The organism is Salinibacterium sp. VpJ6, assembly GCF_059767345.1.
The window spans coordinates 443,426-456,180 of the sequence record NZ_JBSOQL010000001.1 but is presented as its reverse complement, the minus strand read 5'-3'; the positions used below and the strand labels follow the sequence as shown (position 1 = coordinate 456,180).

Here is a 12,755-nt window from a genome sequence, read left to right as displayed (position 1 = left end):
AGAGTGACTTTAAGGTGTATTCTGTGTTCAGGTCAGCATGACTCTTACTGAAGGGAGTGGCGATGGAACAGAGTGAACAAGCAATCTCGCTTGCGGTATCAACCGTGATTTTTGCCCTGCGTCCCATTCCTGAGTCGGGTCAGAGCGCGCTGTGGATCCCTCTCGTGCGACGCACCCGCGAGCCGTATGCCGGCCAGTGGGCGCTGCCCGGTGGTTGGGTCGGAAACGACGAAAGTCTTGCGGATGCCGCAGCTCGCAACTTGCTTGAGACCACTGCGCTCGAACCTGCCTACCTTGAGCAGCTCTACGCCTTTGGTGACGTGGAGCGGTCAATCGGTGGGCGTGCTGTGTCGGTCGTTTATTGGGCGCTCGTGCGTCAAGAAGAGGCCGATCGGGCCACCGAGGGCGAGAACGTGCGCTGGTTCCCTGCAGATGACCTGCCGGAACTTGCTTTCGATCACAACGTGATCATCGACTACGCCCTGTGGCGGCTGCGCACCAAGATGGAATACTCGCGCATTGCTCGCGCCTTCTTGGGTGAGACGTTCACCCTCAGCGAGTTGCGCATCGTGCATGAGGCCGTGTTGCAAAAGCGACTCGATCCCGCCAATTTCCGTCGTCAGATCGAGAATTCAGGTTCACTGGTTCCCACTGACCACGTTGTCTCGGGAGGGCGTCACCGGCCTCCGAGGCTGTACCGCTATGACGAGGGCGTTGAGCTCGTCGACAACGGCCCGCTCGGCCACCTAAAGACAGGGAGCACTCGTGTCATCCATTGATTCGACTATTCAGCGCATCACCAAGACGGGCGACGGGGAAACCTGCGCTCCTGAGTTGGCCGATGGCCCCTGGACCTTTGACCTCGGTGTACCGAGCTACGGCCCCGGTGCATCCATGGGCGATGTAATTCCCACTGGCGCACCTCGCCAGGGTCAGTTGCCGCTGGAGTATCAGCAGGCCTCCAACGAAGACCTCCACGCCCGCATCATCGCCGCCAAGGCCACGCTGGGAGACCGTGCGGTAGTGCTCGGGCACTTTTACCAGCGCGACGAGGTCGTGCAGCACGCTGACTTCCTCGGCGATTCGTTCCAGCTCGCCAACGCGGCGCAGACCGTTCCGAACGCCGAGGCGATCGTGTTCTGTGGCGTTCACTTCATGGCCGAGACGGCCGACATCCTGGCTCGCGAGGACCAAGCGGTGATTCTGCCGAACCTCGCCGCCGGCTGCTCGATGGCTGACATGGCCGACATCGATTCGGTCGAAGAGTGCTGGGAACAGCTCACCGAAATCTACGGAACCGAGCCGGATGCCGATGGCCGCGTGCCGATCATCCCCGTGACGTACATGAACTCGTCTGCCGCGCTCAAGGGCTTTTGCGGTCGTAACGGCGGCATCGTCTGCACGAGCTCGAACGCAACGACCGTTCTGGAGTGGGCGTACGAGCGCGGTCAGCGCGTGCTGTTCTTCCCCGACCAGCACCTCGGCCGCAACACGGCAAAGAAGATGGGCATTTCGACCGATCTCATGCCGATGTGGAACCCGAACAAGCCTCTCGGCGGCAACGACGCTGAAACCCTCAACGAAGCGAAGGTTGTGCTCTGGCACGGCTTCTGCAGCGTGCACAAGCGTTTCAACGTTGGCCAGATTGAGCAGGCTCGGGCCGAGCACCCCGGTGTTCGTGTGATCGTGCACCCCGAGTGCCCGATGCCCGTTGTGGATGCCGCGGACGAGGCGGGGTCGACCGACTACATCCAGAAGGCTGTTGCTGCGGCGACCGAACCGACAACCTTCGCGATTGGCACCGAGATCAACATGGTCAACCGCCTCGCTGCGGAGTACCCGCAGCACACGATCTTCTGTCTCGACCCGGTCGTGTGCCCGTGCTCAACGATGTACCGCATTCACCCCGGCTACCTCGCGTGGGTGCTCGAAGGCCTCGTTCGCGGTGAAGTACTCAACCAGATCACTGTTGCTGACGATGTGGCAGTACCGGCTCGCGTGGCCTTGGAGCGGATGCTCGCCGCGAAGCCGCCGGTAACGACGAAAGAGGCGTAACCATGGCACGGGTCATTGTTGTCGGCACAGGTATTGCCGGTCTCATCACCGCCTACCGCGCAAGTGCTCACCACGAAGTGGTTCTCGTGACCAAGTCAGAGCTCGCGGAGAGCAACACCAAGTACGCCCAGGGCGGCATCGCCGCTGTTCTGTTCCCCGACGACACCGTGGCCAGTCACGTCTCCGACACGATGATCGCCGGCGCAGGGCTGTGCGAGCGGGATGCCGTTGAAGTGTTGTGCAGCGAAGGCCCCTTGCGCGTACAAGAGCTCATCTCTCTCGGGGTGGAGTTCGACCGCATTGCCAATGGTGAGCTCGCTCGGGGACACGAAGCGGCGCACTCCTCGCGGCGCGTCATGCACGCGGGCGGAGACGCCACCGGGCTCGCGATCGAAGTCGCCCTTTTGCGGGCGGTTCGAGCGCTGGCCGTCGAGACCTACGCCTACACGTTCATGCGCGATCTGGTGACCGAGACGGATGCCGACGGCACGCCGCGTGTCACCGGCATCGACGTGATTGCTCCCGACGGCAACTCCCGGGTGATCGACGGAGACATCGTCGTTCTCGCGAGCGGCGGTGCCGGCCAGCTCTACAAGCACACGACGAATCCGTTCGTCACGACGGGCGACGGTGTCGCTGCCGCCTACCGCGCCGGTGCTGCTCTCGCCGACGTCGAGTTCTTCCAGTTTCACCCGACTTCTCTTGCCGTGCCGGGCAATCCGCTCGTCTCCGAAGCCGTTCGCGGTGAGGGTGCCACGCTGCTCGATGAGAACGGCAAGCGCTTCATGTTCGACGTGCATCCCGACGGTGAACTCGCCCCACGCGATGTCGTCGCTCGCGGCATTGCCCGTGCCATGGAAAAGCAGGGCGGGCGACCCATCATGCTCGACGCAACGGCATTGGGCTCTGAGTTTCTCGCCAAGCGCTTCCCGGGCATCTCCGAAGTGTGCGAGGAACACGGCTTCGATTGGGGAACGCAGCCGATCCCGGTGACCCCCGCAGCGCACTACTGGATGGGCGGCATCCGCACCGACATTGACGGCCGCACAAGCGTGCGTGGTCTCTATGCGGTGGGGGAGGCATCCTGCACCGGCGTGCACGGCGCCAACCGCCTCGCTTCTAACTCCCTTCTCGAATCGCTCGTCTTCGCCTGGCGAGCCGCGGATGCTCTCAACCTGCCTCAGCGGGCGATCGAGGTTGACGCGCTCGAGCCCCAGTTCGAAATCACGGGCAAAGAGCCATTCACGCGTGATCAGCTGCGCGAACTCATGTGGAGCCACGTCGGACTCGAGCGTGACGCGACTCGTCTCGAGGAAGTATCCGCGATCTTGGCTAGCTGGCGCTCCGAGCCGAACACCGTCGAGGGCGCGGAGAACGCGAACCTGCTCGACCTTGCACGTCTCGTCGTTGTCGCTGCGCTTCGCCGCAAGGAATCACGCGGGGCCCACGAACGTACCGATTACCCGGAGACCCGCGACGAGCTCGCGTTCTCCACGCGCTGGGCAGCCGTCAACGTTGCGGGCGACTTCATCCCGGCAGAAGACCAAGCAGAAACGGCAACTCGATGAATCAGCAGCTCGTTGACAACGTCATCCTGATGGCCCTCGCCGAAGACGCGCCCTGGGGGGACATCACGAGCGACGCTTTCGTGCCCGCAGACGCCACCGCCACCGCCGTGCTCAACGCGCGGGAGGCGGGGGTCGCCAGTGGCCTCGATGTCTTCGCTCGAACATTCAAACTCGTGGATGCTCAGGCTGAGGTCACGCTGCAGGCCAGTGATGGCGACTCATTCACCGCCGGCCAGCAACTCGCTTCGGTCTCCGGCAACGCCCGCGCTGTTCTGCGGGCGGAGCGCATCGCTCTCAACCTCAGCCAGCGGATGTCGGGAATCGCCACCCAGACGGCGGCCTACGTCGCGCAAGTGGCGGGCACGCACGCGCGGGTGGTCGATACGCGCAAGACGACTCCGGGCCTCCGAGCTCTCGAACGTCACGCTGTGCGTTCGGGTGGGGGCCACAACCACCGTTTCAGCCTCTCGGATGCTGTGATGGCCAAAGACAACCACCTAGCGGTTCTCGCTGCGGCCGGTATCGAACTCGGCGAGGCCATTCGTCTCGCTCGTGCCCGGATCGGTCACACCACTCACCTTGAGGTCGAGGTAGATCGGCTCGATCAGGTCGAGACTGTCGTCTCGGCGGGAGTCGACACCATCATGCTCGACAACTTCTCCCTAGACGACCTGCGTGTCGGCGTCGAGCTCGTGGCTGGCCGCGCCATCGTGGAGGCCAGCGGGGGCGTGAACCTCGACACCATCGCCGCGATTGCTGCCACCGGCGTTGATGTCATCTCGGTAGGAGCCCTCACCCACAGCGTTCGTTCGCTCGACCTGGGCCTCGATATTGCGGTGAGCGCAGCACACTAATGATCTTTCTCGACTCCGCAGCAACCACACCCGTGCGCCGTGAGGTGCTTGAAGCGATGTGGCCGCTGCTGACGGGAGACTTCGGTAACCCGTCCAGCCATCACGAGCTGGGGGAGTCCGCAAAGCGGGCCCTGGATGCCGCCCGCACGAGTGTTGCCGCCTCGCTGGGGTGCCGGGCATCCGATGTCGTCTTCACGTCGGGCGGCACGGAGTCAGACAACCTCGCCATCAAGGGCCTTGCGCTGGCCGAACCACGCGGACGCCACATCGTCACGAGTGCGATCGAGCATGAGGCGGTGCTGGAGTCCGTCGACTATCTCGCGCGCATCCACGATTTCGAGGTCACGGTGTTGCCGGTGGACGCTCACGGTCTCATCGACCTTGACGAGGCTCGGGATGCCCTGCGCCCCGACACCACGCTCTGCACGGTCATGTACGCCAACAACGAGATCGGTGCCGTGCAGCCCATTGCTGCGCTAGCCGAACTCTGCCGCGCCCGCGGGGTGCCTTTGCACACGGATGCCGTGCAAGCCGCCGGCTGGCTTCCTCTTGATGTTGCCGGGCTGGGCGTCGATGCCCTGAGCCTGTCCGGACACAAGCTCGGCGCGCCCAAGGGGATCGGTGTGCTGATGGTCAAGGGGCGTCGCAGCCTTGAGCCCGTATTGCACGGGGGAGGTCAAGAGCGTGGAAAGCGCTCCGGCACGGAGAACGTTGCGGGTGCTGTTGGGTTCGCCCATGCCCTCGCGCTCGCCGAAACCGACCGGGCTGAGCGTGCGGTCAGGATCGCGCAGCTGCGGGATGACTTCGTCGCTGACGTGCTGACGCGGGTTCCCGCTGCGATCTTTACCGGACCAGCGTTGGCGGGCAATCAGGCTGGCGCTCACTCTCACGCTCGCGCCGACGGAGACGTTTCGGCAACCACACCCACCCGTCTCCCCAACAATGCCTCATTCTGCTTCCCCGGCACCAGTGGAGAATCCCTCCTGCTCGAGCTCGGTCGCGCTGGCATCATCTGTTCAGCCGGTTCGGCCTGTGCCGTCGGCAGCGATGATGTCTCGCACGTGCTGACCGCGATCGGCATTGACGAAGCGATCGCCCAAACGGCGGTGCGGTTTAGCCTCAGTGGGGATACGACGGCAGAACAACTCGCCACGGTCGCTGCTGAGATCGAGACGGCCCACCGCGCGGTTCGCTCGCTCTCTCAGTAGCTCCTCGGCAGTACCGCACGCTCCAGTTTCGTAGTTACCCCTGCGCCGGGTAGTCCTTCAGACCCCAGACGTCTCCGCCCAGCGCGGTCAACGTAGCAATAGTCGTCGCCACGCTCGGGATGCGCGTCGCCCCCGGCTGAATCACGTACTGAATGGTGCGCTCACTCGAGGGCTGCGGGGCATGGATGCTCACGCCCTCCGGCAGCGTCAGCGACGACAGCGCCAGTTGGGGGAGAAGCGCCACCCCCAGCCCTCGGGAGACAAAGCTCAGCACGGCGAGAGCGTTATCCGTCTCCAACCCGATCTCCGGCGCGAAACCCTCGATATTGCACAGGGCCAGCAAGTGACCGCGACAGAGGGCGCAGCCCGCAATCCATGCGTCGTTGGCAAGATCGGCCAAGCTCACGCTGTCGGCCTTAGCCAGGCGGTGAGTGTCCGGCAGCACGAGCACTACAGGCTCAGTGAACAGCGGGACCGTCGTGTGGCTGCCATCACGCGACAAATGCGGATCGGCGCGGTCCTCCGGGTACGAGAACGTAATCGCCAAATCTGCAGAACCGTCCCGCAACAATTGCAGCGCCTGTGGTGGTTCAGCCTCGACATAATTCACCGTCAAATTCGGATGCTGCTGCCGCAACTGACGAATCAACCGCGGCACGAGCGTCGACGACGCCGTCGGGAAAGCCGCGATGCGGACAGTACCGCTCGAGAGGCCGGCCAGTTCTGCGAGTTCGGCGCTCGCCGCATCCACCGCATTGAGTACCGTGACGGCATGGCTTGCGAGGGCGCGACCAGCTTCGGTGAGGCGCACCCCGCGGCCGGAACGCACGACGAGCGCGAGCCCCAGTCGCGACTGGGCGCGAGTGAGGTGCTGGCTCAGGGCAGGTTGGCTGTAGCCGAGCACGCGGGCGGCTTCGCTGATGGTGCCGTGCTCGGAGATGGCGCGAACGATGCGCAGCGAGAGAAGGTCTGGCGTGGTGTCCATGGAGCAAGCATAACTAAACGTGATCTTTGATATCCCAATCATGCTCTTGTCGCATGTATCGCGGCGCGGGAACATGGGGGCATGACCTCCCCAGCTCTGGCCAGCGCCATCGACAGCTTCGCGAACACCCGCGGGTACCTTTCCGCTGCCACCATGGGACTCCCGACCTGCGCCGCCGTCACCGAGATGAAGGAAAAGCTCGGGCAGTGGGCCACCGCCACCTGCAACCCCATGAACTACGGCGACATCGTCGAGCGCACGCGCGGCCACTACGCCCGTCTTGTCGGCGTAGACACCAGCCGCGTTGCCATCGGTTCGCAAACCTCGGTTATGGCCTCATTGATCGCGTGCTCGCTGCCGGCCGGTTCCGAAGTGCTCGTCGTCGAATCCGACTTCACGTCAATCGTGTTCCCGTTCCTGCAGCACCGCGACCTTCAGGTGCGCTCGGTGCCGCTGGCCGAACTCGCGGATGCCATCACCGATACCACCGCGCTCGTCGCGTTCTCGCTCATCCAATCGTGCAACGGCAAGGTCGCCGATGTGCCGGCGATCCTTGCCGCTGCTGACCGCCACGGAGCTCGCACGCTCTGCGACGTAACCCAAGCCGCCGGCGTTCACCCCGTGGATGCCAGCCAATTCGACGCGACCGTCTGCCACGCCTATAAGTGGTTGTGTTCGCCCCGCGGCGTCGCGTTCCTCACGATCTCCGAGGATTTCGCCGAGCACATCACGCCCGTGCAAGCGGGCTGGTACGCCGGAGATGACGTCTGGGCTAGCGTCTACGGCACCGAGATGAACCTTGCGAAGGACGCTCGCCAGTTCGACGTGTCACCCGCGTGGCAGGCCTGGGTGGGAGCCGAGCATCCGATCGCCATGTTTGCCAACCTGGATATCTCGGAGGTCTGGGAACACTGCATCGGGCTCGCCAACCTGCTCTGCGACGAGCTCGGAATCGAACGCCAGAATCAGGCCATCGTGACGTGGCCGGATGAATCAGGCGCCGATCTGGCCAAGCTCACGGCGGCGGGCATCACCGCCTCCGGTCGCGCTGGCCGTCTTCGCGCCGCATTCCACCTCTGGAATACCGAAGAGGACGTCGCGGCGGTTATCGCTGCGCTGCGTGTCTAGCTAAACTGGTCGTCCGCCGACCGTGCATCCAGCTCGGCTGACTATTGGAGTTTCTGTGGCTACGCCTAACCCCCTCGACGCCGTTATCAACCTCGCCAAGCGCCGAGGTTTCGTCTTCCAATCGGGAGAGATCTACGGCGGTTCACGCTCAGCTTGGGACTACGGCCCACTGGGAACCGCCCTCAAAGAGAACATCAAAAAGCAGTGGTGGCAGACCTTCGTTCAAGGTCGCGAAGACGTCGTCGGGCTCGACTCGGCCGTCATCCTGCCCCGCAAGGTGTGGGAAGCATCCGGTCACGTCGAGGTTTTCTCCGACCCGCTCGTCGAATCGCTGCACACCCACAAGCGTTACCGCGCCGACCACCTGCTTGAAGCCTACGAAGAGAAGCACGGTCACCCTCCCGTGAACGGGCTTGCCGACATCCGCGACCCTGACACCGGTCAGCCCGGATCGTGGACCGAACCGCAAAACTTCTCAGGACTCCTCAAGACGTTCCTCGGCCCCGTCGACAACGAAGAGGGCATGCACTACCTACGCCCCGAAACCGCTCAGGGCATCTTCACCAACTTCGCCAACGTCATGGGCGCTGCTCGCATGAAGCCGCCCTTCGGCATCGGTCAGGTCGGAAAGTCGTTCCGAAACGAAATCACGCCCGGAAACTTCATCTTCCGTACGCGTGAATTCGAGCAGATGGAGATGGAATTCTTCGTCGAGCCCGGCACCGACGAAGAGTGGCACCAGACCTGGATCGACGAATCGATGAAGTGGTACACCGACCTCGGCATCAACCCCGAGAACCTGCGCTTCTACGAGCACGCTCAAGAGAAGCTGTCGCACTACTCCAAGCGAACCGTGGATGTTGAGTACCGTTTCCGCTTCGCCGGTAGCGAGTGGGGCGAGCTAATGGGTATCGCTAACCGCACCGACTTCGACCTGCGCACGCACTCCGAAGCATCCGGTGCCGACCTGTCGTACTTCGACCAGGCCAAGGATGAGCGCTGGACGCCGTACGTGATCGAGCCCGCGTTCGGGCTCACCCGCGCGCTGATGGCCTTCCTCATTGACGCTTACGCTGAAGATGAGGCGCCGAATGCTAAGGGCGGTGTCGACAAGCGCACCGTTCTGCGTCTTGACCGTCGTCTCTCGCCAGTCAAAGTTGCTGTGCTGCCGCTGTCGCGCAACGAGCGTCTCTCGCCGATGGCGCGCGGCGTTGCCGCTGACCTGCGCAAGTACTGGAACGTCGACTTCGACGACGCCGGTGCGATCGGTCGTCGATACCGTCGTCAAGACGAGATCGGAACCCCGTTCTGCGTCACGATCGACTTCGATTCGCTCGACGACAACGCGGTCACGATCCGTGAGCGCGACACGATGGAACAGAAGCGTATGCCGATCGAAGAGCTGCGCGGCTACCTCGCGCAGGAGCTCATCGGCTGCTAGGCCCCGCGGTGAGGTTCTCGGCGTCCTTCGTCGAGAGCCCGCACTGCACTAAAGCGGCCCCGGACACTTGTCCGGGGCCGCTTTTCTGTCTGCGGCTGCGGCTGCGGCCCCCGCCCTGGCCCCGGCCACCTCCACCTCCACTGCCGCCGCCACCTCCACTGCCGCCGCCACCTCCACTGCCGCCGCCACCTCCACTGCCGCCGCCACCTCCGCCTCCGCCGCGCCCAGCCGACGTCTCGCGGCTTCCCGCTGAACCTCGTTGCCTAATCGCACGACTCGCTCGCGTTCCACGCCAAACCCCTTCGGAAATTCAGGAAATCTGCCTTAGTACGCGATCCTGTCAAAGCCTGTCCCACGGAATCCCGGCATTCCATTGAAGAGCTCCTGCGGATTTCCTGAAGTTCCACAGCGAACTGCTCATCCACATCGCTTCAGCGGTCGGTTAATCAACTGAAGCCGCCTTCGCAGACTCTTCCGGGGAATCCGGGGCGATGCTGTCGTCATGATGGACGTGCGCGAATTGGTCGATGAGTTGGGTGGGCTTGCGCAAAAACAGCAATTGGTCGCGCGGGGAGTCCGCGATTGCGATCTCACTCAAGCAGTCAAGCGAGGTGAGGTTGTTAGAGCTCGCCAAGGGTGGTACTCCACGGCGGCTGAATCAGAACCGCGGTTGAGAGCGGTGCGCGTGGGCGGTCGTCTTACCGGGGTTTCGGCAATAGCCGACTGGGGCGGCTGGGTTCTCAGCGACCATCCGTTGCACGTGTCCGTAGTTCAGAACGCAGCACGATTGCGGAGTCCTCGGAATCGACGTCGCCCGCTCAACGATCACAGCGGGGTCCAAGTACATTGGGATCCGGCCGAAGTCAATAATCAGGGAACGAATTGGCGCGTCAGCGTATTCGAGGCGCTCAAGCGCACGATTCTCGATGAAGGCCTAGAAACGGCAGTCGCTGCCGTTGACTGGGCGCTGCACACAGGCCACATCGACGGGTTCGATTTCGAGCGGCTGATTCTCGCTTTGCCGCTAAGCAAGCGAACGATCCGCTCGTGGATCGATGCGCGTTGCGAGAGTTTGCCTGAGAGTCTTGCGCGCACCCGTCTGAGGCTGCGCGGCCATCGAGTTGAGATCCAGATTCCTGTAGGCCTCAAGCGGATCGATCTTGTGGTGAACGGAATCGTTGGCCTTGAAATAGATGGACGCCAGTTTCACGCGCATACTTTCGAAGAGGATCATCTCAAGACGATCGAAATTACAATTGCGGGTTTTCATGCCATGAGTATCAGCGCAAGGATGGTTTTTACACAGTGGGAGCTATTTCTGCGGGCCCTGGATTGCGCGCTGGCCTTTCATTCACAGTCTGGCTTCGGAAATTCAGGAAACTCGACGTTTTCAGAAATACGACGCCAACGAAGACGTGAGTTGTGAGGGCTGAGCTTGCGGATTTCCTGAATTTCCGAAGGTAGAGGCCCTACGAGCTCAACCTCGGCTAGCGCTAAAGGCCAGCCAGCACAAAAAGCCGGCAACAAGAAAGAGCTGGCCAGCTGATCAAGCCGGTCGCTGCAACAAGTCGGCCAGCACGACAAATTTGCCACCGCCAAGAACCGGCCACCATAACGAGTCGGCCAGGACAACGAGTCGGCCACCGACAAAAATCGGCCAGGACAACAAGTCGGCCACCGCCAAAAGTCGGCCTCACGCGAGCCGGAAAGCGGCCGCACTCGCACGAACGGGAATACTCGGGGCCACCGCGCGTTAACGCTGAGGTGAATGATTCAGCAAACCCGATTGCCCCTGTCAAAATCGACATTTGGTCCGATGTTCAGTGCCCTTGGTGCTACATCGGAAAACGTCGCCTCGAAGCGGCCGTCGAAAGCTCCGGTATCGCCGTTGACATCGAGTACCACTCCTTCGAGCTGGCTCCCGATACTCCGGTGGAGTACGAGGGAACTCCCACTCAGTTCTTGAGCGAGCGCAAGGGCTTGCCGATGCCGCAGGTGAAGGAGATGCTGACCCGCGTCACCGACATCGCCACGAGCCTCGGTCTTGACTATGACTACGACCACATTCACCAGACGAACACGATCAAGGCGCACGAGCTTCTGCATTTTGCGAAGGCTCAGGGGCGTCAACTCGAGATGAAGGAACGCCTGCTGGAGGCATACTTCGTCAAGACTGAGCACGTCGGCCGCGTTGAAGACCTTGCCGATATTGCGGCGTCCATCGGCTTCGATCGCGATGAAGTCGTTCGTGTTCTTGAGTCGAACGAGTACCTTCCCGCGGTGAAGGCCGACATGGAAGTTGCTATGCAATACGGCATTCAGGGTGTGCCGTTCTTCGTGATCGAGGGCAAGTATGGAGTTTCGGGCGCGCAAGAAAGTGAAACCTTCGCTAACGTACTCACACAAGTACTTACCGAAAGAGACGCGTAACGCAATGGATGCCGCAACGAAGCCAATCCCGACCTTCGCACTTCAGCAGCTCGGTGACCCGGACGCGGTGGCCTGTGAAGGCGATGCGTGTGTTGTCGTTGACGACCGTCACTCGCAGGCGCTCGTCAACCGCCAGATCGACGAAGGTCTCGTCTAACCGACGAAACCGCGCTTCGACCATTCGATGAGTTCGGCGGCGCTGGCCTGTTCTGGCGCGGCTTTTGCGACCCGTGACGGTATGAGAGTGAGTGGCGCAGTGGTCGGGCGTGCGGGCAGTGACGCGTGCTGAGCATCCGGTGCGTTGAAGCGTTTGTTGATCAGTGCGCCGATGATCGCGCCGCCACCGAAGCCCACCGGCAATAGCAAGAGGTAAAGCGTGGGGTCGAGGTTGGCGGCAGAGCCGACGGCGAGCACTCCCGCAACGCCCACGGCGGCTCCGATCGAAAACGATACCCACCAGCGCTGCAGCTTGGCATTTTCTTTGTCCCAGGCGCGTTGGGCCCGCAGCTGTTCAAGCGCTTCGTCGCGCGGCGCGGGGCTCACCCACAGGCGTGCTTCAAAACGGAAGACATTCGGATGCTCGTCAAGGGCCATTAGTTGCTTCCTGCTTCGGTCGTGATGTCGGCAACGATCGCGTCGAGGCCGCTGATGAGGTCATCCGCCAGCACCCACGCGGTGTGACCGTGGTCGCCGGCGCCCATAGACACGCGCTTTCCGACCATGCGTTCGTCGGCGTAGACGGGCCAGGCGGTGGTGCTGCCGAGCGGGGTGATGGTGCCGCGCGCGTAGCCGGTGGCGTCGAGAGCAACCTCGGCTTCGGGCATCCGGAGCTTATTGACGCCGACGAGTGCCCGAAGTTTGGGCCACGAAATCTGACGATCGCCGGGAAAGAGTGCGAAGAGGAAGCTGCCATCACTGCGCTTGACGACGAGCGACTTCACGATTTCGGCGGGAGTAATCCCCAGCAGTTCGGCAGCGTGTTCGAGCGAGGTCGCTGGCGCACGTTCGATGATTTCGATGGGGATGCCGCGGCGTTCGGCATCGTCGCGAACGCGGTCAGTTCCTGCCGTCATTCGGGGCCTCCCG

14 protein-coding genes are annotated in these 12,755 nt (G+C 62.8%); 10 read left to right on the top strand and 4 right to left on the bottom strand.

The genetic code is table 11. The annotated features are described in order from the left end of the window. The first annotated feature begins 62 nt into the window (after positions 1-62). Genes ACWTV1_RS02215 through ACWTV1_RS02195 form a run of 5 tightly spaced genes read left to right on the top strand, consistent with a single transcriptional unit; the run spans position 63 to position 5,685 of the window. Positions 63-779, top strand: coding sequence for an NUDIX hydrolase (locus tag ACWTV1_RS02215; protein ID WP_498503940.1), 717 nt, complete (start codon positions 63-65; stop codon positions 777-779). Then, on the top strand, positions 766-2,055 hold the full coding sequence (gene nadA, locus ACWTV1_RS02210) for a quinolinate synthase NadA (RefSeq protein ID WP_498503939.1): 1,290 nt from the start codon (positions 766-768) through the stop codon (positions 2,053-2,055). The genes ACWTV1_RS02215 and nadA overlap by 14 nt, the downstream gene beginning before the upstream one ends. Positions 2,056-2,057: 2 nt before the next feature. Beyond that, positions 2,058-3,623 carry an L-aspartate oxidase gene (nadB, locus tag ACWTV1_RS02205; RefSeq protein WP_498503938.1) on the top strand — a complete coding sequence of 522 codons (1,566 nt, stop codon included), beginning with the start codon at positions 2,058-2,060 and terminating at the stop codon, positions 3,621-3,623. After that, positions 3,620-4,477, top strand: coding sequence for a carboxylating nicotinate-nucleotide diphosphorylase (nadC, locus tag ACWTV1_RS02200; protein WP_498503937.1), 858 nt, complete (start codon positions 3,620-3,622; stop codon positions 4,475-4,477). Before nadB ends, nadC begins: the two co-directional genes overlap by 4 nt. Further along, positions 4,477-5,685, top strand: coding sequence for a cysteine desulfurase family protein (locus ACWTV1_RS02195; RefSeq protein ID WP_498503936.1), 1,209 nt, complete (start codon positions 4,477-4,479; stop codon positions 5,683-5,685). The genes nadC and ACWTV1_RS02195 overlap by 1 nt, the downstream gene beginning before the upstream one ends. 34 nt (positions 5,686-5,719) lie before the next feature. Here ACWTV1_RS02195 and ACWTV1_RS02190 read toward each other — a convergent pair whose 3' ends face one another. After that, a complete protein-coding gene (locus ACWTV1_RS02190) occupies positions 5,720-6,670 on the bottom strand; it encodes a LysR family transcriptional regulator (protein ID WP_498503935.1) in 951 nt (316 codons plus the stop codon). Between the two features lie 81 nt (positions 6,671-6,751). Here ACWTV1_RS02190 and ACWTV1_RS02185 point away from each other — a divergent pair, with 81 nt between their 5' ends. Both ACWTV1_RS02185 and ACWTV1_RS02180 read left to right on the top strand, forming a co-directional pair. Beyond that, positions 6,752-7,798: an aminotransferase class V-fold PLP-dependent enzyme gene (locus ACWTV1_RS02185; RefSeq protein WP_498503934.1), complete on the top strand. Its 1,047-nt coding sequence runs from the start codon at positions 6,752-6,754 to the stop codon at positions 7,796-7,798. Positions 7,799-7,853: 55 nt separating this feature from the next. Beyond that, a complete protein-coding gene (locus ACWTV1_RS02180; RefSeq protein ID WP_498503933.1) occupies positions 7,854-9,239 on the top strand; it encodes a glycine--tRNA ligase in 1,386 nt (461 codons plus the stop codon). Between the two features lie 48 nt (positions 9,240-9,287). Here the strand turns inward: ACWTV1_RS02180 and ACWTV1_RS02175 are convergent, their stop codons facing one another. Next, positions 9,288-9,530, bottom strand: a complete 243-nt coding sequence (locus ACWTV1_RS02175) for a hypothetical protein (protein WP_498503932.1) — start codon at positions 9,528-9,530, stop codon at positions 9,288-9,290. A gap of 211 nt (positions 9,531-9,741) precedes the next feature. Here ACWTV1_RS02175 and ACWTV1_RS02170 point away from each other — a divergent pair, with 211 nt between their 5' ends. The 3 genes from ACWTV1_RS02170 (at position 9,742) to ACWTV1_RS02160 (ending at position 11,826) form a co-directional block, all read left to right on the top strand. Then, entirely contained in the window at positions 9,742-10,665 is a 924-nt protein-coding gene (locus ACWTV1_RS02170) for a putative endonuclease domain-containing protein (RefSeq protein ID WP_498503931.1), read from the top strand. 338 nt (positions 10,666-11,003) lie between these two features. After that, positions 11,004-11,669, top strand: a complete 666-nt coding sequence (locus tag ACWTV1_RS02165) for a DsbA family oxidoreductase (protein ID WP_100388810.1) — start codon at positions 11,004-11,006, stop codon at positions 11,667-11,669. A gap of 4 nt (positions 11,670-11,673) precedes the next feature. Further along, positions 11,674-11,826, top strand: a complete 153-nt coding sequence (locus tag ACWTV1_RS02160) for a hypothetical protein (protein ID WP_498503930.1) — start codon at positions 11,674-11,676, stop codon at positions 11,824-11,826. Here ACWTV1_RS02160 and ACWTV1_RS02155 read toward each other — a convergent pair. Continuing rightward, positions 11,823-12,263 (bottom strand): hypothetical protein, encoded by a 441-nt coding sequence (locus tag ACWTV1_RS02155; RefSeq protein WP_100388811.1) that lies wholly within the window; start codon positions 12,261-12,263, stop codon positions 11,823-11,825. The genes ACWTV1_RS02160 and ACWTV1_RS02155 overlap by 4 nt on opposite strands. Then, the gene (locus ACWTV1_RS02150) at positions 12,263-12,742 is read right to left on the bottom strand and encodes an aminoacyl-tRNA deacylase (protein ID WP_498503929.1); all 480 of its coding nucleotides are present in this window, start codon (positions 12,740-12,742) and stop codon (positions 12,263-12,265) included. Before ACWTV1_RS02150 ends, ACWTV1_RS02155 begins: the two co-directional genes overlap by 1 nt. Positions 12,743-12,755 lie beyond the last annotated feature (13 nt).

Bases quoted from the DNA above. Each gene is read 5' to 3' on its own strand.
- ACWTV1_RS02215 (WP_498503940.1), top strand. From the start codon at position 63: ATGGAACAGAGTGAACAAGCAATCTCGCTTGCGGTATCAACCGTGATT.
- nadB (WP_498503938.1), top strand. From the start codon at position 2,058: ATGGCACGGGTCATTGTTGTCGGCACAGGTATTGCCGGTCTCATCACC.
- nadC (WP_498503937.1), top strand. From the start codon at position 3,620: ATGAATCAGCAGCTCGTTGACAACGTCATCCTGATGGCCCTCGCCGAA.
- ACWTV1_RS02195 (WP_498503936.1), top strand. From the start codon at position 4,477: ATGATCTTTCTCGACTCCGCAGCAACCACACCCGTGCGCCGTGAGGTG.
- ACWTV1_RS02190 (WP_498503935.1), bottom strand. From the start codon at position 6,670: ATGGACACCACGCCAGACCTTCTCTCGCTGCGCATCGTTCGCGCCATC.
- ACWTV1_RS02185 (WP_498503934.1), top strand. From the start codon at position 6,752: ATGACCTCCCCAGCTCTGGCCAGCGCCATCGACAGCTTCGCGAACACC.
- ACWTV1_RS02170 (WP_498503931.1), top strand. From the start codon at position 9,742: ATGATGGACGTGCGCGAATTGGTCGATGAGTTGGGTGGGCTTGCGCAA.
- ACWTV1_RS02160 (WP_498503930.1), top strand. From the start codon at position 11,674: ATGGATGCCGCAACGAAGCCAATCCCGACCTTCGCACTTCAGCAGCTC.
- ACWTV1_RS02155 (WP_100388811.1), bottom strand. From the start codon at position 12,263: ATGGCCCTTGACGAGCATCCGAATGTCTTCCGTTTTGAAGCACGCCTG.
- ACWTV1_RS02150 (WP_498503929.1), bottom strand. From the start codon at position 12,742: ATGACGGCAGGAACTGACCGCGTTCGCGACGATGCCGAACGCCGCGGC.